We start from the raw sequence: 17590 nt of genomic DNA on the forward strand, positions 1-17590 counted from the left end.
AATCCCAAATCACCCCTGCCTCTTCGGGGTTACTCCGTACTTTTCCTTGTAGGTTTTGATAAAATGAGAAACGCTTTCGTAGCCGATTTCGGTACTTATTTCGGACACATTTTTGGTGCTGTTTCTCAATAGAAAGTCTGCGTAATCGATACGTTTATTTTTGAGCCAAAATGCGGGGGAAGTGTGAAATTCATCTTGAAAATCGCGTTTGAACGCGGATAAGCTGCGTCCTGAAAGCTTTGCTAGTTCGTCTAATGTGAGCGGTTTGAGGTAATAGCTATTCATTAGAAAAGCCAAGTCCACTTTTTCACCTTTGTACAAACTATATAAAATCGCCCTCAACTGCTGCGAATTATCAAGTTCCAATAAATGCAAAAGCAGCTCCTGAAATTTCAATCTGAGAAAATGATTTTTCAGTATTGCGCGCGAGCGGAAATAGGGGAATACAGATTGGATGAATTTTTCGAAATTATCATCCGACTTCAAAAGCAGGATCGGATTTTCGAATAACGTTTTTTGTTCCTGCGTATTAAAAAGCTCAGGATGAAGGCCGACAAATTCTTTCAGTAATTTTTCGTCAAAAAAGAATACAAGGCTTTTGTAAGATTCATTGATAGACTCCGACATCAGATAAAAACCTCTCTGCACGAATAGAATATCGCCTTTCTCAACATGAACTTCCTGGCTCGGACTTGTAAATTTTTTCTCGCCTTCCAAAACCACAATCACCGCATGCTCCTCGAAAAATACGTCGTATTTCGAGGGGTATACTTCATTGCGGTAAGCAACAAAAGTCATATCCTGAATTTTCAGGGATTCAAATTCGGAAGAGCTGATATCGGAAGGGACACGGAGCATATTATCAAACCATAAACTGAAACAAATCCGGCTGATCGTTCAGATATTCGTAAACGATGCGGTTTCCATCCATTCGCTCGATTAGTGGCGCGAAGTCTTCCCTAGTTTTTAACTCGATACCAACCAAAGCAGGCCCTTGTTCCCTGTTCGTTTTTTTAACGTATTCAAATCGTGCGATATCATCATTCGGACCCAGCACATTCAGAAATTCGCGGAATGCGCCGGAGCGCTGGGGGAAACGGATGATGAAATAGTGTTTCAAACCTTCGTATAACAACGATCTCTCCTTAATCTCTTCGGTGCGGGTAATATCATTATTTCCACCGCTGATCAATACTACTACATTCTTTCCTTTGATTTCGTCTTTGATAAAATCGAGGGCCGATACCGTGAGCGCGCCGGCAGGTTCTGCTACAATAGCTTCCTCATTATAAAGCTGCAAGATGGTAGAGCAAACCTTTCCCTCAGGCACCAGCAATATCTTATCCAAGCTTTTCTGGCAAATCTCAAAAGTTATATTACCCGCTCTGCGCACAGCCGCGCCGTCGACAAACTTGTCGATATGATCCAATGTAACAACCTGACCTGCGTCGACAGACCTTCTCATTGTGGGCGACCCCTCCGGCTCTACACCAATCAGTTGGGTTTTAGGAGATAGTTGTTTAAAAACCGTCGAAATGCCCGAAGCCAGCCCGCCGCCACCGATCGCCATCAACAAATAATCAATTTTGAAATCAGCATCCTTGAAAATTTCCAAACCCACAGTTCCCTGACCCTCAATAACTTGTAGATCGTCAAAAGGATGTACAAAAATGGCCTGATTCGTAGTCTGGTACTCTTTTGAAGCATAATAGGCATCGTCGTAAGTATCACCTACCAAATGAATTTCTATCCACTCTTTCCCGAAAAGTCTCACTTGTTTTACCTTCTGAGCCGGCGTAGTAGTGGGCATGAAAATAGCTCCCTTAACCTCCATTTTCCGACATGCATAGGCAACTCCCTGGGCGTGGTTACCAGCACTTGCGCACACAATTCCATTCGCCAGTTCTTCCCGAGAAAGACTTGCCATTTTGTTATAAGCCCCGCGAATCTTGTACGATCTTACCGTTTGCAGATCTTCTCTTTTCAGATAAATATTAGCCTCATACTGCTCGGACAAATGCGCATTGTACAATATCGGCGTGTGATTAATAATCCCGCGCAACCTTTCGGCAGCCAGGAAAATATTATCTAGTGTAGGAGCTGAATGCACTGTTTCCATTACTTATAAAGAAAAAAGCCTTGCAATAGCAAAGCTCTTATTTGAGTCCCCGGACTGAAGTCCGGGGCAATTGATTTTCGATATTGCCGGCTAAGGCCGGCGGTTGTTTAGTCAAAATCGTTGACTGAAGTCAACGGTAATTGATCGATTACCTATTCAATTGCCGTCGGCTTCAGCCACTAGCCATTCAATTGCCGTCGGCTTCAGCCGACGGTTCTCGATAATTTTATTAATTGTTTTCTGGGCGCAGGCTGCGGACAGTTTTGCCGGCTTTCCACATTTCAGATTCGCGCAATTCGGCTAGTTCTTCTTCCAGTTTCACGCGGTAGTCAGGTTGTGAGTTACGTGTGATGGAGATATTAGCTTGTTCGCCGCTTTTTACTGAATTGTAAAGTTGTTCAAAAACAGGCTTGGTAGCGTCACGGAATGGTTTCCACCAGTCCAATGCACCGCGTTGAGCTGTTGTAGAGCAGTTTGCGTACATCCAGTCCATACCATTTTCAGCAACCAATGGCATCAATGATTGGGTCAATTCTTCAACTGTTTCGTTGAAAGCCTCAGAAGGAGTGTGTCCATTTGAACGCAATACTTCATATTGAGCAGCGAAAATTCCCTGAATAGCGCCCATCAAAGTGCCACGCTCGCCAGTCAAATCGGAAGTTACTTCACGGTAGAAATCAGTTTCAAACAAATATCCTGAACCTACACCGATACCCATTGCGATGCATTTTTCACGTGCTTTTCCGGTTGCATCCTGGAATATCGCGAAAGAAGAGTTCAAACCTTTTCCTTCCACGAACATGCGGCGAAGTGAAGTACCTGATCCTTTTGGAGCAACAAGGTAAACATCCACATCAGTAGGAGGGATAATGCCGGTCTGATCTTTGTAAGTAACACCGAAACCGTGCGAGAAATACAGTGATTTTCCGGCAGTAAGGTGTTTTTTAACCGTTGGCCAAAGTTCAATCTGAGCGGCGTCAGAAAGCAAATAGCAAATGATAGTTCCTTTTGAAAGTGCTTCTTCGATATCAAAAAGCGTTTCTCCCGGTACCCAGCCGTCAGCAACTGCTTTGTCCCACGACTTACCACCCTGGCGCTGACCAACGATTACATTAAAACCGTTATCACGCATGTTCAGGCTTTGGCCCGGGCCTTGTACGCCGTAACCGATTACAGCTATAGTTTCAGTTGAAAGTACTTCACGCGCTTTTTCAAGAGGAAATTCTTCACGGGTTACTACTTCTTCTTCGACCCCGCCGAAATTTAATTTTGCCATTGATTATTGGTTAAATTGATTTATTACGATTTAAAAAGGATATTTATTAAGAGGTAATGCTATTGATAATATTCCCACTCAGCCTCGGGAAGATAATCAACCAGCGTCTGCGGCGACTTGCTTACCGCCACTCTGCCTGATCTTACAAATTCAAGGATCTCGTGCGGTTTGATGTAGTCAAAAAACTCAAAGATCTCTTTCTCTGTACCCGTTTTCTGAATGATTACATAAGTAAGATGCCAGTACACGACCCACGCTTTGTAAACTTTGTTAATAGTCTCGATATCAATAGGTTTAGCACCGATCGGAGTTGAGACTTTGAACAAAGCTATTTCATTATAAGCGATATCATCGTTCAAATATCCGAAAACTGCCAGTACTTCAATCACTTTCCGGATTTGCCGCACCAGCTTTTCCACAGCCTCGCGGGATTCATGCCGAATGACGATCGTGAAGCGGGAAATACCCTTACGCTCGGTTTCAGAAACAGTAAGGCTGTCGATATTGATCCGCCGGCGTGTCAGGATAGTGGTAATCTTATTCAGAATACCGATCGTATTTTCCGTGAAGACACAAATGGTGTATGTTGTCATATTTACGATAATTTCAATGTCATTCTAATCTGATATCCGATACGCAAGCGCCGGTAGGAACCATTGGGAACACGTTTTCTTCTTTTTCAACGATCACTTCCAGCAGGTAAGGTTTGTCGGAAGCCAGCATTTTATCAAGTGACGCATTCAGATCTTCGCGTACCGAGCAGGTATGTCCGTCAATTCCAAAACCTTTTCCTATTGTGATAAAATCCGGGTTTTGCAGCTCAACGAATGAATACCTTTTCTGGTGAAAAAGCTGCTGCCACTGGCGAACCATTCCCAGGAAGTTGTTATTTAAAATAATGATTTTCACAGGTAAACCACTCTGCGCGATCGTACCCAATTCCTGGATCGTCATTTGGAAACAACCATCTCCGATAAATGCAACCACCTCACGGTCAGGAGCTCCAACTTTCGCGCCAAATGCTGCCGGCAATGCATAACCCATCGTTCCTAATCCACCCGAAGTAATGAAAGAACCTGGTTTTTTAAACTGATAGTAACGTGCAGTCATCATCTGGTGCTGGCCGACGTCCGCCAAAACCACCGCCTCACCATTTGTTTTGTTAGACAAAGTGCGGATTACCTCAGCCATTTTGATCTTCTCCGTAGTGGGAGCAAGTTCGGGCTGCGTGATTTTCTCGTCTTCTATCGCATCAAATTTCTTGAACTCCGCGATCCATTCTTTGTGACTATTTTCCTTCACCAGGGGAAGCAGCATTTCAAGTGCCAGTTTCGCGTCGCCTACGACAGGAGCGTCGGCTTTCACTATTTTGCCAATCTCAGCCGGATCTATTTCAATGTGTACCACTTTCGCCTGCTTTGCGTAGCGGTTCACGTCGCCGGTAACCCGGTCGTCAAAACGCATTCCGATCGCAATGATCAGGTCGCATTGGTTGGTCAGTACATTGGTGCCGTAATTTCCATGCATTCCGAGCCAGCCCACATAATTCGGGTGATCAACGGAAACCGAGGAAAGTCCCAGCAGCGTGGAAGCCGCAGGAATGTCTGTTTTTTCAATAAATTGAAGCAATTCGTTTTCAGCATGCGAGATGCGCACACCGTGGCCAACGAATATAAAAGGCTTTTTTGCTTCGTTAATAAGTTTCGCAGCCGCTTCTACCTGTTCCACTTTCGGTGAAAGGCGTGGTCGGTAGCTGATCAGGTTTTCACATTTCTTGTATGTAAACTCTCTGGACATCAGCTCGTTCTGAGCATTCTTGGTAATGTCGATCAAAACTGGTCCCGGGCGGCCTGACTTGGCAATATAAAATGCCTTCGCCATAATTTCCGGAATTTCATCAGCGCGCGTAATCTGGTAATTCCATTTAGTAATCGGAATTGTAATACCAATCACATCCGTTTCCTGAAATGCGTCAGTACCCAGCAAATGCGCAGCAACCTGACCAACCACACACACAAGCGGCGTGGAATCGATGATTGCGTCGGCAATACCGGTAACCAGGTTTGTTGCTCCCGGGCCGGATGTGACCAGACAAACTCCCACTTTTCCGCTTACCCGGGCATAGCCTTCCGCAGCGTGCGCGGCACCTTGCTCGTGGCGTACCAGAATGTGGTCGATCTGATCCTGATAGTCATAAATTGCGTCGTAAACGGGCATAATTGCGCCGCCAGGATAGCCGAAAATAGTTTCCACACCCTCCTCAATCAATGACCTGATGACCGCATGAGATCCGTTGACCAGCTCCGGTTTGGCGACAGCCGCTACCGTTTCGGCAACCGGTACTGTCTCAGTTTGATTTTCATTAAATTCCATGACTCCTCTATTTATTTGTCTGACGAATTTTCAAGATTAAGGCATCACTAAGCCTCGTCTGTAACGCAGCCTTCACTGGCCGACTTCACCGTTCTGATATATCTTCCCAGCATTCCTTTTGTAAACTTCGGCGCGGGCTGAACCCATTCCGCTTTTCGGGCTGCCATTTCTTCGTCTGAAATATGTAGCGTCAGCTGTCGGGTATTGGCGTCGATCATAATTCTGTCGCCGTCTTTTACCAAAGCGATAGGTCCGCCGTCGAATGCCTCAGGCGTAATATGACCTACTACAAATCCGTGGGTACCTCCTGAAAAACGGCCGTCCGTGATCAATGCAATCTTATCTCCTAATCCGGCTCCCATTACTGCGGAGGTCGGTTTAAGCATTTCCGACATTCCAGGTCCGCCTTTTGGCCCTGCATTGCGGATTACTACAACGTGCCCGGCCTTAATTTCGTGGTTGGAAAGCATGGTAATAATCTCCGATTCATGCTCACAAACTTTCGCTTCGCCATCAAAGGTCAAACCTTCTTTACCTGTAATTTTGGCAACAGCACCGGTAGGAGCAAGGTTACCATACAAAATTTGAATATGTCCGGACGGTTTGATTGCCTGTTCGATTGGGAATACCATTTTCTGGTTATCAAAATCAAGATCCGGCACTTCCGCAAGGTTTTCCGCAACTGTTTTTCCGGTTACTGTCATACATTCTCCGTGGATCAAGCCTTTGGAATACAGATACTTAGTGATAGCAGGTACCCCGCCGATCGCCAGAATATCTTCCATGAAGTATTTACCACTTGGTTTCAGATCCGCGATAAATGGTACGCGATCCGAGATTTCCTGGATATCGTTTAATGTAAGCCAAAGTCCGGCAGAACGTGCGATCGCCAGGAAGTGCAAGGCTGCATTGGTGGAGCCGCCCAGTGCCATTACCACAGTCAATGCGTTTTCCAGCGACTTTTTAGTAATTATTTCTTTTGGAGTGATATTCAATTCGAGCAATTTCTTCATTGCCGCGCCGATCTTCTTGCATTCTTCCTGCTTGCCTTCGTGCGTGGCCGGATAAGAACTGCTGAAAGGAAGGCTCATACCCATTGCTTCGATCGAAGCCGCCATGGTATTGGCAGTATACATCCCGCCGCAAGCGCCCTGGCCAGGAATAGAATTTTGAATAATACCTTTATAATCTTCGTCTGAGATATTGTTCGCAAACTTTTTGCCCAATGCTTCAAATGCCGAAACAATATCCAGTTTCTGTCCTTTATAATGTCCTGAGCGAATTGTTCCGCCATAAACCATGATTGCAGGGCGGTCTAAACGCGCCATCGCCATTACTGCGCCCGGCATATTTTTATCACAACCTACTACCGCAATCACGCCATCGTACCATTGCGCCGCAACCACCGTTTCGATCGAATCGGCGATGATATCACGGCTTGGAAGCGAGTACCGCATTCCATCATTTCCATTCGTCATACCATCAGAAACGCCGATCGTATTGAAGATCAAACCCACCATTTCATTGGCAGTAACACCCTGTTTTACATAAACAGAAAGCCCGTTAAGGTGCATATTACAAGGATTTCCCTCATAACCTGTACTTGCAATACCGATCTGTGGTTTTGCAAAATCTTCTTCTTTCAGCCCAATACCATAAAGCATTGCCTGTGCGGCTGGGTTAGTGACTTCCTGGGTTAGGGTTTTTGAAAATCTGTTCAGTTCCATGGTGAATTTGTATTAGATAAAAACACCCCACTCTTTGTGGTGAGTGAGGTGCCGGTTTATATAGCTCTTTCCTCACTCACGCAAATCGCGTGACTGTAAGATTGAATAGAATGATAGTAAGCGTCTTCATAGCGTAAACCTATTGGCCAGCGAAATTTCGCTAAATTTAAGTTCCTGATACAAAATAGAAGGGTATCTTTTTATTTTCCAAATAATCAGCTCGATTTTTGACTTTAATCTTTAATTAATACCAAATTTCTTGAAGCAAAAGCTTAGTAAACGGAAAATATTTACTTTTGAAATTCAACTATCGCACTGCAAATGCTTACTACCGAATCTTCGTCCAATTACCACGACCTTGAAAAAATGAGTGTCAACGAGCTGTTGATCTCTATTAATGCCGAGGATCAAACTGTTCCTTTTGCGGTTCAAAAGGCTATTCCGCAAATCGAAGCGCTCGTGGAGCAAATCGTTCCGCGTATGCAGGTGGGAGGCCGTTTATTTTACATAGGCGCAGGAACCAGCGGTCGGCTCGGGGTCGTGGACGCTTCGGAATGTCCGCCCACCTTTGGTGTTCCTTTTGATTTAGTGGTCGGGATTATTGCAGGTGGCGATAAGGCGATCCGCAAAGCAGTAGAAAATGCCGAAGATGACAGTCAGCAAGCCTGGATCGATCTGGCCGATTATCACCCCGGGAAAAATGATACATTAATAGGGATTGCAGCTTCCGGCCGCACACCTTATGTGATCGGCGGGTTAAATACGGCGCGGGAAGCTGGCATATTGACCGGCTGCGTAGTTTGCAATGCCGGATCACTGGTAGCGCAGGCAGCCGAATATCCTGTCGAAATAGTAGTTGGTCCCGAATTCTTGACCGGCAGCACACGGATGAAGTCCGGTACTGCGCAGAAACTCGCATTGAATATGATCTCCACTGCGGTGATGATCAGGCTCGGAAAAGTGAAAGGAAATAAAATGGTAGATATGCAGCTTACAAACGAAAAGCTGGTCGACAGAGCTGTGCGGATGATTATTGAAGAACTGGATATTCCTCAAAATGAAGCGGAAAAGCTGCTAGCTGAGCACGGTAGTGTGCGCGCCGTTATTAATGCAGTAAAAAGCTGATCGCTTATAACTAAAAAAGGTGCGGCCCAGCTAAACGGATCGCACCTTTTTCATTATTTTAAAATCTAAATGTCAGAGTATTCCGTCGGGAAAAGGAACATCTGTACGTTTTTAGCTACGTTATTCTGATACTCCGGCATCGATTTTACTTTGCCCCATTCTGCATCTTCACCAAACGATTTCCAATGCGCATCGCGGGAAGCTTTGTCTGCAAATGTGGTCAGGTACATCAGGTTAGGCATATTTGCGCCAGAGATCACCTCGCCATAAAATACTGCATTGAATCCAAGGCGGGCAAAAATACCGATCTCGTTTCCTGCATTGAACTGCTTTACCTTATTCCAGTAGATCTTTTCAGTATGCCCTTCGTAGCTTCTTAGTTCGTAAATGCGACCACTTTTCGGAGAAGTCAAGTCAGGCTTTTTCATCATCGGGCTATCTTCAAAAGCTCTCAGGATAGTTGATTTAATGCGTACATAAGGCGGGTTTTTATATTCCGCGTCAATGTAATCCTTGCCGGCAGCGAGGTAGGCTGCATCTTTATTCAATGTTTTGGGCAGGTCAACGAGCTGGTCTAGTGATTTTAACGGAGTCAATACGTAGATCAACTTTCCGGCAGAGGTATCCGTCGCAACAGGCTTGAAAACGCCGATGTTTTTAATCCCCGCTCTGTGCATTGCAGGAATATATGCGTCTTTTAAATAATTGTCGACGCGGGAAGCCTGGTCGGCATCCTTCACGTGGTAAACTTTGATTTCGTAAAACTCTCGTTTGGGTGCAGCTGCAAATAGGAAAGAAGCGCAGAGTAAAAGGCAGAATGCTCCGATTAAGCCTCTCTTGTTAACATTCATCATAGGTTGTGGAAAAATTAAGATTATTACAAAAGAGAAAGACGAGCAAAATATTTCTTTACCCGTGCCTGATCTGCATAAATTTCAATTTTCAAAACCGGTTAAAATTTCGGGCAGGAAAGCTGCTTCTTGCTGCTTCGGCTACGTCTTTGTTTGGGCTCCAAAGGCGGGAAAATGTAGGATAGTGATATTTCGTGCGCCCCGCCGCTGCCGACTCCAAGTGTAGAGATCGTGAGGTCGTAGCTGTAACCGATCGAAAATTTGTCCTGACGAAAACCAGCCAGAAAGATCAAGGATTCGTGGTTATTTATATTCTGCGCGTATTTCTTAAAGGGTATCCCACGGTACCAGGCACCAAGCACGAGCGGTTCAAGGGTAACATAAAGTCCCGCATCGAACTGGTCGTATTTCCCTTGCTTTTTGTACATAATAGCCGGGGAAATGGTTTTTTCCTTATCAATTTCATCTCCCAAAAAAGTATATCCCGCAAAAGGAATGCGTAACCCAGCCTGCAAACTGGCTTTTACAGGTAACCGGGCCTCAGTCAATCCGGAGAATGCCTGATTCGGTCTGTTCAAATGGTGCGCAGAAAGTCCGGCCCAGTACCAATCTGAATAAAGCATTGCCCCGGCGCCAAAATCGGCATAAAATACATTTGGGCCGCCCTGTGCAAAAGGATCTTCGGAAGGATTTCCGGTCAGCCCGCCATTATCATATTGATCACCGAAAGTAAGACCGAAGTAATCGAGCGTACGCGAGCCAAATCCACCCTGAATACCGAGGCGGAGCGAAGTAACTTCATTAAATTGCAGCTGATAAGAATATTGTAAAGCGGCCTCGGTGGATTTTAAATTTCCCAAACCCTGGCTGTCCATCGTTACCAAGACACCAACCCCGCTATTGAAATTGGAAAAGAAAGCATCGGCGCCAAACGAAGTAGTCACAAAATTGGCCGAAAGAGAAGGCCACTGGTTACGGTAGTTAACGGTTGCACGAGGCGCGAGTGCCCCACCTGCCAGCGCAGGGTTCAGGTATAGTGGATTGGCATAAAATTGAGAGAATTGGGGATCCTGACTCCAACCATCTATGCAAACCAGTGTCAGTATAAAGAGGCAAAGTAAACGCTTGGTCATATATTTAACTTGTAGCCGCGCATGAAAAGCGGCGAGGTTACGGGCCAGAAAAATTTGCCCAAATTAAATTTCACAAAATATCTTCAAATTGCGTATTAATATTCAAATTAGAGTGGTTTTTACGACTTTCCCGCACAAAATTTTAACATTTTATTTTCGTTAGTATTGTCGGGTAATCTGAATATTCAATGTGCTGGCTAGGGGTGTTTGAACTGTTAACGAAACATGGGGCGATTTTATAATAAGTACCAACAAATTTTTTGTGCTTTTTTCATTCTTATGCTGCTCACAACAGGATATGCGAAAGCGCAAACACAATTTTTGGTAAGTGGACAATGTATGCAGAACCCCGATTGTGAGGCGGACTCGACTTCATTCAGGGATACTCTGAGTACCGCGATTGCGTGGCAATGGAGTTTTGGTGAAGGCGCGGCAACCGATACACGGCGTAATCCGCAGCATTCGTATATGGCGCCGGGAGCTTACAATGTTACGCTAACCCGCACAATCAGAGGTGGTTCGCAGCAAACTGTTTCCCAGGTTGTGAATATTGGTGAGCTGCCGCCCGCTTTTCAGGAATGGAAAACAGATACTACGATCTGTCCGGGCGATACGCTTATTCTGGATCCATATCCAAACGGTGCACCTGCGGGAGCGCGTTTTGTCTGGTACCCGAAAGGCGATACTACGCAAACTTTAAATGTCGATAGTTCAGGCTGTTATTCTGTGGAAGTGATCCTGCCAAACGGGTGTAAGATACAGGATCGGATTAATGTCAAAATATGTATGGAACCTTCTGCCCAGGAGGGTGCAAAGTGGTATTTTGGGGGAAATGCAGGGCTTGATTTTTCAAATAGTCCGCCTACGCCGATTACTGATGGAAAGGCCAATACGCCCGAGGGAACTTCGTCCATTGCCAATTCAAAAGGTCAGCTTTTATTTTATTCTGATGGGATTACGATCTGGAATAAGAATAGTGAGGTAATGCCCTGTTTTAGTCCGGGAAATTGCGCGCCTTTAAAAGGAAGTCCAAACTCGACGCAATCGGTGCTTATTGTGCCCCAGCCGACCTGTAAAGGCTGCGAATATCTCTTCAATGTATTTACAACGTCCGATATCAATGGCGGCGAAAAGCTGTTGACGGTAAGTGTGGTCGATATGCGGAGAAATAATGGACTGGGCGCGATCATTGAACAAAATACAACTTTACAGACACCTACAACCGAACGTATAGTGTCTGCACGTAATGATCGCGACAGTACTTACTGGGTGATTTCCCACGATTACGGTACCAACAAATTCCGTGTTTTTCATGCTACTGACGGAGGATTAAATGAGAGCGGTACTTTCGATCTCGGCATCGCCCACGACAGCTTGAACAAAGCCGAAGGTTACATGAAGTTTTCCTCTCCCGACACCGCGACGGGACAGAGAAGATTAGCGGTAATCGTGCCCGGCCCGCCGAAAAACTATGTAGATCTGTTTTATTTTAATGATTCCACGGGAACACTTACCCACGATAAAACGGTGGATCTCGGCGCGGCGCCGCCTGTTGCTTACGGTATTGAATTTTCGCCCAGCGGGGAGAAAATGTACATTTCTTTTAAAGGAGAGGGTGGGACGAGTTCTTATCTGAAACAATACGATCTTACGCTGCCCGACAGTCTTTTAACCGAGACAGCTATTACCATAGACAGCTCTGCGACGCGGCAATTCGGAGCGTTACAGTTTGGTCCCGACGGTCGCATTTATATGGCGATTCAAGGGAGTGAATATCTGGCAGTGATCGGAGAGCCGGAAGGAAATTCGCTGACGGGCGTTGAATATGAACGCGATGGCGTGAATCTGGGCGGTCGCAATAGCCAGTTAGGTTTGCCGAATATGGTCCAGGATTTCACGCAGGAATCTTCGGGGCCAGGTTTTGAGGCAGATGGTTTTTGTACAAATGAACCCACTACGTTCCAGGCCAGCCCCATTTGCGACCCTATTGAAGACAGTTACCAGTGGGATTTTCTCGGAGACGGCAGCTTTACATCGCCTTCCAAAGAAACGCAGGCAACTTACACTTACACGCAGCCAGGTACTTACATGGTGAGACTGCGCGCGACGAATAAATGTAAGGATACGATCATTGTGCAGCCGGTGACGATCTACGAAACGCCTCCGCAATTCAACCTTGGCGATGACAAAGATACCTGCGGTGCCTTTGTGCCGCTTGATATGGGCGTGGAAGCCGAGGTTTACGCGTGGATCAATAGGGGAAGAGTGGTTTCCCGCCAAAGAACTTACAACGCTACCGCAACCGGCCGGTATATTGCGGTCGCATTCAACGGTCCGCAAGGGGAATGCTACTCTGCTGATACTATTGAAATCACATTGCGCCGCCCGCCTGCATTTACAATAGGGCCAGATACCACACTCTGCCGTGACAGTTCTATTGTACTCCGCGTGCAAAGTGACAGATGGATTGAGTTTGACTGGAGTACAGGAGAGGATACCCGCGAAGTGACAATCGGTCAGCCGGGTTCTTACACAGTGATCGTGAAAGACAGAAATGATTGCTATAATTCGGACACGATCCAGGTTGGTGAATTGCCTTCGCCTATATTGAATCTCGCACCTGAAAATGTAATTTGTCTTCCCGACGGGCAATCGGTTATTCTGGATGCAAACGGGCAGGGGCAATTATCGTATTTATGGCCGCATTCCGGGGATACCACGCGAACCGTCACGGTGAACCAGGAAGGGGTATACGTTGTGGAGGCAACCAACGAATTTGGCTGTGTAGCCGCAAAATCGACTACAGTCGTGGACAAATGCGAGCCGAGGTTCTTCATTCCCGATGCATTCACACCGGACGGAGAAGGCAGAAACGAAATCCTGGAAATTTTCGGAGCTTATTTTACCAATTTCTCAATCCGCATTTACAATCGCTGGGGTGAGGTGATATACGCTTCCAATAACCTGGAAGACCGTTGGGACGGGACTTATAAAGGTCAAAAAGTGTTGCCCGGCGCTTATCCTTACGTACTTTCCTACGAGAGTCTTTACTACCCCGAACGCAACCCTACCGTAAAGCGCGGGTCGGTAATGGTGATTCGCTAATCCTTCTTTTTGCAGATTAAAACAGTTATTTTTGGTTAAATAAGATACCCGCCGCATACCAGCGACGGGTATTTTTCAACAATACTATTCTATATTCAAATATGCGCCAGGACTATCTGTCGGGAGATAAAGAGGGATTATCCAATACTGAAAAAGAAATTGAACGGGCATTGCGTCCGCTTACTTTTGATGATTTTGCGGGACAGGATAAAATTCTTGAAAACCTTAAAATTTTCGTTCAGGCGGCACGGCAGCGGGGAGATGCATTAGACCATGTTTTGTTGCACGGGCCTCCGGGACTTGGTAAAACTACCTTATCCAATATAGTCGCGAACGAGCTGGGCGCCAATATCAAAATTACGTCGGGCCCGGTACTCGATAAACCCAGCGATCTGGCTGGTTTGCTGACCAATTTGCAGGAGCACGATGTACTTTTTATTGATGAAATTCACCGTTTAAATCCGATTGTGGAGGAATATCTGTATTCTGCCATGGAGGATTACAAAATCGACATTATGCTCGACAGCGGGCCGAATGCGCGCAGTATTCAGATAGGCCTCAATCCATTTACATTAATAGGCGCAACTACACGCGCCGGAATGCTTACCTCGCCACTACGCGCACGTTTCGGAATCAATGCGCGGCTGGAATATTACGATGCGAAGTTGCTTTCATCTATATTGAAACGTTCGGCTGCCATTTTGGGAACGCCGCTGGAAGACGATGCTGCATTTGAAATCGCAAGACGGAGCAGAGGTACCCCGCGTATCGCAAATAATCTACTCCGCCGCACGCGTGATTTTGCACAGGTAAAAGGTGACGGCCGCATTACGATCCCGATCGCAGAAATGGCTTTGCTCGCTCTGGATGTAGATCAAAACGGTTTGGACGAAATGGATAACCGTATTCTGAGTACTATTATTAACAAATTCAAAGGCGGCCCGGTGGGCTTATCCACCATTGCGACGGCCTGCGGTGAAGAGGCAGAAACGATCGAAGAAGTATACGAGCCGTTTTTGATTCAGGAAGGGTATATCAAACGAACTTCGAGAGGCAGGGAAGTGACCGAAAAGGCCTTCAAACACCTCGGGATTTTACCTAATTACAGGGCAGGCGAATTGTTCTGATTCTTGTAATTTATTTAGTTTCAGGATATAGATGTAAAATAAGAATAGAAGTAGTAAATTTGCGGTAAAATTACTAACCGCCTCTATGCTTGAAGTGCTTGTATCTAAAAAATTAGTTGTGAGGGTGCCCTGTGCGGTCATTGAACACAACGGAAAGATACTAGCCGGGCAACGCAGCGCAGCACTTTCCTTCCCGCTTAAATGGGAATTTCCCGGGGGGAAAGTTGAACAAAACGAATCTGACGAAGAAGCGCTGGTTCGCGAAATCATGGAAGAACTGAATGTCGAAATTGATATTCTTCAAAGACTTCCGGAGACTTCCAAAGACCAGGGCTGGCGCGAGATAATTTTGGTGCCTTTTATCTGTAATCTTCATACCACCAATATCATTTTAACCGAACACGAACAGATCCGCTGGCTTTCGCCCGAGGATCTGCCGACCCTGGACTGGACGGAAGCCGATTTGAATGTGATCCAGAATTACCTCGAATTTTTATCGGTTAAATAATAACCGCTCGCCTTTTACTTCTTCATTGAATTTCCCGTTTTCATAAACCAGGTGCCCGGATACGAAGGTATGCGTGACCTGCGAGCTGAATTTCGTTCCTTCAAAAGGCGACCAGCCGCATTTGGAATACAAACCACTAGCCTCTACACTGGTAATTGCATTGGTATCTACCAAAACAAGGTCCGCCTTATAACCTTCGCGAATGTAGCCCCGGTCTTTAATCTGAAAACAATCCGCTACCGCGTGGCTCATTTTTTCAACCACTCTTTCAATTGAAATTTTCCCTTCGGCGCTTAATTGCAGCATCACATTGAGGGTATGCTGTACCAGCGGCAAACCCGAAGGCGCCTGCCAGTAATGCTGTGCCTTTTCCTCGATGGTATGCGGAGCGTGGTCCGTAGCGATCACGTCAATGCGGTTATCCAGCACGGCTTTCAGGATCGCTTCCTTATGATGCGGCGCTTTGATCGCAGGGTTACATTTTATTTTGTTGCCCAGTTTATGGTAATCTTCGGCATCGAACCATAAATGATGCACGCAAGCTTCGGCTGTCACCAGTTTTAGTTCGCCGTCATTAAGTAAGATCTTTCCATCTTTTCTATTTCCAATTTCAAATAGTGGCACTTCGTCGCCTGTTGAGATATGCAGGATGTGCAACCTGGTTTTATTTTTATGCGCCAGAGAAGTCGCAAATGAAGACGATTTTAGACAAGCTTCTTCGTTACGGATCAGTGCGTGGATATTGTAAGGCACATTGTCGCCGTATTGTTCTTTAAACATTTCCATCCGCTGGCGCACAGTCGGCTCGTCTTCACAATGCGTGGCAATGATGCAAGGCGCATTTGCGAAGATCTTTTCCAGAACACCCGGTGCATCTACGAGCATATTTCCCGTGGACGATCCCATGAATATTTTGATCCCACAAACCTGCGACGGGTCCGTTTTCATAACCTCATCATAATTATCGTTCGAGGCGCCCATGAAAAAGGAATAATTCGCGAGCGAAGTCTGTGACGCGATCTGGTATTTATCTGCCAGCAATTCCTGCGTGAGCGTATTCGGTACCGTATTCGGCATTTCCATAAAGGAAGTAACCCCGCCAGCAACTGCCGCCTTTGATTCTGTATAAATGTTGGCTTTGTAAGTGAGTCCCGGCTCCCTGAAATGAACCTGGTCGTCGATCACGCCGGGCATCAGGTATTTGCCTTTTGCGTCGATAATGTTGTCAGCCGGAACGTGCTGTAAATCTTTTCCTATGCTTTTAATGTGACCATTTTCAATTAATACGTCTAAACCCTGAACCGTATTTTCATTTACTACCTGAGCATTAACTATCAATGTCGTCATATCGCGATAAGAATTTTCTTTTCCAAAGTTATTCAGTCATTCTAAAAACCCCATTATTATTTTGAAAATGATTCTCCGAGCATTTTTTAGCGATTTTATAGACCTCATTTTTCCGCGTTGCTGCACTGGCTGCGACCAGCCTTTAATCGGGAGCGAGGCAACATTATGCACATTTTGCCGCATTTCCCTTCCCAGAATCGGGCAGAGCGGCCTGCATGCAGATACGCTGCGCTACAAGTTTGTGAACGAGCCCCGCGTGCTATTCACGCATTCGTTTTTACTTTTTACAAAAAAAAGCAAAGTGCAAAAGTTGCTGCATGCATTGAAATATCGCGGTAACCAGGAGATAGGGTTGGTTCTTGGCCAGATGTTCGGACAGGAAATGCAAAAGCGCAGGAATACTTCCGTCGGTAGATCTGATCATCAGCGTTCCGCTGCATTTGAAAAAGAGAAGAAGTCGCGGCTACAATCAGAGCGATTTGCTGGCCCAGGGTTTTTCCGAATCGACTGGAATTCCGTGGTCAGGCACTGCACTGAAAAGGATCAGATACACTGAAACGCAGACAGGCAAAAACAAGATAGAGCGGAGGGAAAATGTGAAAGGAGTATTTGAGGTGGAAAACACATTTACCGCAAAAAAGGTGATCATCATCGACGATGTGCTGACTACCGGCGCTACATTGGAAGAATGTGTTCAAACACTTTCTAATGCAGGCTGCTGCGAGTTTTACATTCTGACAATTGCATTAGCACAGCATTAAAAAAGCCGCTACCTTTTGGACTGAACCCCAAAAGTTGGACGGTTTAAAATTTAGCGATTAGTGTGATGAGCCCGGTATTGTGCCGGGCTCATTCCATTTAAGTTCAGCCTGATCCTTTCATTGTTGTAGTATTCAATA

The 17590-nt window shown here is 45.8% G+C and carries 15 protein-coding genes; 5 read left to right on the plus strand and 10 right to left on the minus strand.

Annotated elements, in window-relative coordinates; all coding sequences use genetic code 11:
* Positions 1–9 precede the first annotated feature (9 nt).
* The 6 genes from KOD92_RS24260 to ilvD form a co-directional block, all read right to left on the minus strand.
* Positions 10–858 (minus strand): AraC family transcriptional regulator, encoded by an 849-nt coding sequence (locus KOD92_RS24260; protein ID WP_215236208.1) that lies wholly within the window; start codon positions 856–858, stop codon positions 10–12.
* A 4-nt stretch (positions 859–862) separates the two neighbouring features.
* Complete coding sequence (gene ilvA, locus KOD92_RS24265; protein WP_215236209.1) at positions 863–2119, minus strand: threonine ammonia-lyase IlvA; 1257 nt, start codon at positions 2117–2119, stop codon at positions 863–865.
* A 229-nt stretch (positions 2120–2348) separates the two neighbouring features.
* Positions 2349–3395, minus strand: coding sequence for a ketol-acid reductoisomerase (gene ilvC, locus KOD92_RS24270; protein WP_215236210.1), 1047 nt, complete (start codon positions 3393–3395; stop codon positions 2349–2351).
* A gap of 59 nt (positions 3396–3454) precedes the next feature.
* Positions 3455–3988 carry an acetolactate synthase small subunit gene (gene ilvN, locus KOD92_RS24275; RefSeq protein ID WP_215236211.1) on the minus strand — a complete coding sequence of 178 codons (534 nt, stop codon included), beginning with the start codon at positions 3986–3988 and terminating at the stop codon, positions 3455–3457.
* Positions 3989–4007: 19 nt separating this feature from the next.
* Positions 4008–5768: a biosynthetic-type acetolactate synthase large subunit gene (gene ilvB, locus KOD92_RS24280; protein ID WP_215236212.1), complete on the minus strand. Its 1761-nt coding sequence runs from the start codon at positions 5766–5768 to the stop codon at positions 4008–4010.
* A gap of 47 nt (positions 5769–5815) precedes the next feature.
* The gene (gene ilvD, locus KOD92_RS24285; RefSeq protein ID WP_215236213.1) at positions 5816–7495 is read right to left on the minus strand and encodes a dihydroxy-acid dehydratase; all 1680 of its coding nucleotides are present in this window, start codon (positions 7493–7495) and stop codon (positions 5816–5818) included.
* A gap of 321 nt (positions 7496–7816) precedes the next feature.
* Between ilvD and murQ the strand changes: the two genes are divergently transcribed.
* Complete coding sequence (gene murQ, locus KOD92_RS24290) at positions 7817–8620, plus strand: N-acetylmuramic acid 6-phosphate etherase (protein WP_215236214.1); 804 nt, start codon at positions 7817–7819, stop codon at positions 8618–8620.
* A 65-nt stretch (positions 8621–8685) separates the two neighbouring features.
* On the opposite strand, the gene KOD92_RS24295 is transcribed toward murQ, so the two are convergent.
* Together KOD92_RS24295 and KOD92_RS24300 are read right to left on the minus strand one after the other, a co-directional pair.
* On the minus strand, positions 8686–9474 hold the full coding sequence (locus KOD92_RS24295) for an NIPSNAP family protein (protein WP_229254820.1): 789 nt from the start codon (positions 9472–9474) through the stop codon (positions 8686–8688).
* A gap of 98 nt (positions 9475–9572) precedes the next feature.
* On the minus strand, positions 9573–10604 hold the full coding sequence (locus tag KOD92_RS24300; protein ID WP_215236215.1) for a PorP/SprF family type IX secretion system membrane protein: 1032 nt from the start codon (positions 10602–10604) through the stop codon (positions 9573–9575).
* Positions 10605–10883: 279 nt separating this feature from the next.
* Between KOD92_RS24300 and KOD92_RS24305 the strand changes: the two genes are divergently transcribed.
* From KOD92_RS24305 to KOD92_RS24315, 3 genes are all read left to right on the plus strand, one after another.
* Positions 10884–13709, plus strand: a complete 2826-nt coding sequence (locus KOD92_RS24305) for a PKD domain-containing protein (RefSeq protein ID WP_215236216.1) — start codon at positions 10884–10886, stop codon at positions 13707–13709.
* A 101-nt stretch (positions 13710–13810) separates the two neighbouring features.
* Positions 13811–14836, plus strand: coding sequence for a Holliday junction branch migration DNA helicase RuvB (gene ruvB / locus KOD92_RS24310; protein ID WP_215236217.1), 1026 nt, complete (start codon positions 13811–13813; stop codon positions 14834–14836).
* Between the two features lie 85 nt (positions 14837–14921).
* On the plus strand, positions 14922–15344 hold the full coding sequence (locus KOD92_RS24315) for a (deoxy)nucleoside triphosphate pyrophosphohydrolase (RefSeq protein ID WP_215236218.1): 423 nt from the start codon (positions 14922–14924) through the stop codon (positions 15342–15344).
* Here the strand turns inward: KOD92_RS24315 and KOD92_RS24320 are convergent.
* On the minus strand, positions 15330–16691 hold the full coding sequence (locus tag KOD92_RS24320; RefSeq protein WP_215236219.1) for a dihydroorotase: 1362 nt from the start codon (positions 16689–16691) through the stop codon (positions 15330–15332). The genes KOD92_RS24315 and KOD92_RS24320 overlap by 15 nt on opposite strands.
* Positions 16692–17050: 359 nt before the next feature.
* Between KOD92_RS24320 and KOD92_RS27485 the strand changes: the two genes are divergently transcribed.
* Complete coding sequence (locus KOD92_RS27485; RefSeq protein WP_229254821.1) at positions 17051–17452, plus strand: ComF family protein; 402 nt, start codon at positions 17051–17053, stop codon at positions 17450–17452.
* Positions 17453–17502: 50 nt separating this feature from the next.
* Here KOD92_RS27485 and KOD92_RS27775 read toward each other — a convergent pair whose 3' ends face one another.
* Entirely contained in the window at positions 17503–17589 is an 87-nt protein-coding gene (locus KOD92_RS27775) for an IS3 family transposase (protein ID WP_406566161.1), read from the minus strand.
* Position 17590 lies beyond the last annotated feature (1 nt).

The sequence above is a fragment of the Dyadobacter linearis genome (assembly GCF_907165045.1).
Taxonomy (GTDB): domain Bacteria; phylum Bacteroidota; class Bacteroidia; order Cytophagales; family Spirosomataceae; genus Dyadobacter; species Dyadobacter linearis.

Excerpts from the sequence above, each read along its gene's own strand:
- KOD92_RS24260 (WP_215236208.1), bottom strand. The coding sequence starts at position 858 with ATGCTCCGTGTCCCTTCCGATATCAGCTCTTCCGAATTTGAATCCCTG.
- ilvA (WP_215236209.1), bottom strand. The coding sequence starts at position 2,119 with ATGGAAACAGTGCATTCAGCTCCTACACTAGATAATATTTTCCTGGCT.
- ilvC (WP_215236210.1), bottom strand. The coding sequence starts at position 3,395 with ATGGCAAAATTAAATTTCGGCGGGGTCGAAGAAGAAGTAGTAACCCGT.
- ilvN (WP_215236211.1), bottom strand. The coding sequence starts at position 3,988 with ATGACAACATACACCATTTGTGTCTTCACGGAAAATACGATCGGTATT.
- ilvB (WP_215236212.1), bottom strand. The coding sequence starts at position 5,768 with ATGGAATTTAATGAAAATCAAACTGAGACAGTACCGGTTGCCGAAACG.
- ilvD (WP_215236213.1), bottom strand. The coding sequence starts at position 7,495 with ATGGAACTGAACAGATTTTCAAAAACCCTAACCCAGGAAGTCACTAAC.
- murQ (WP_215236214.1), top strand. The coding sequence starts at position 7,817 with ATGCTTACTACCGAATCTTCGTCCAATTACCACGACCTTGAAAAAATG.
- KOD92_RS24295 (WP_229254820.1), bottom strand. The coding sequence starts at position 9,474 with ATGATGAATGTTAACAAGAGAGGCTTAATCGGAGCATTCTGCCTTTTA.
- KOD92_RS24300 (WP_215236215.1), bottom strand. The coding sequence starts at position 10,604 with ATGACCAAGCGTTTACTTTGCCTCTTTATACTGACACTGGTTTGCATA.
- KOD92_RS24305 (WP_215236216.1), top strand. The coding sequence starts at position 10,884 with ATGCTGCTCACAACAGGATATGCGAAAGCGCAAACACAATTTTTGGTA.
- ruvB (WP_215236217.1), top strand. The coding sequence starts at position 13,811 with ATGCGCCAGGACTATCTGTCGGGAGATAAAGAGGGATTATCCAATACT.
- KOD92_RS24315 (WP_215236218.1), top strand. The coding sequence starts at position 14,922 with ATGCTTGAAGTGCTTGTATCTAAAAAATTAGTTGTGAGGGTGCCCTGT.
- KOD92_RS24320 (WP_215236219.1), bottom strand. The coding sequence starts at position 16,691 with ATGACGACATTGATAGTTAATGCTCAGGTAGTAAATGAAAATACGGTT.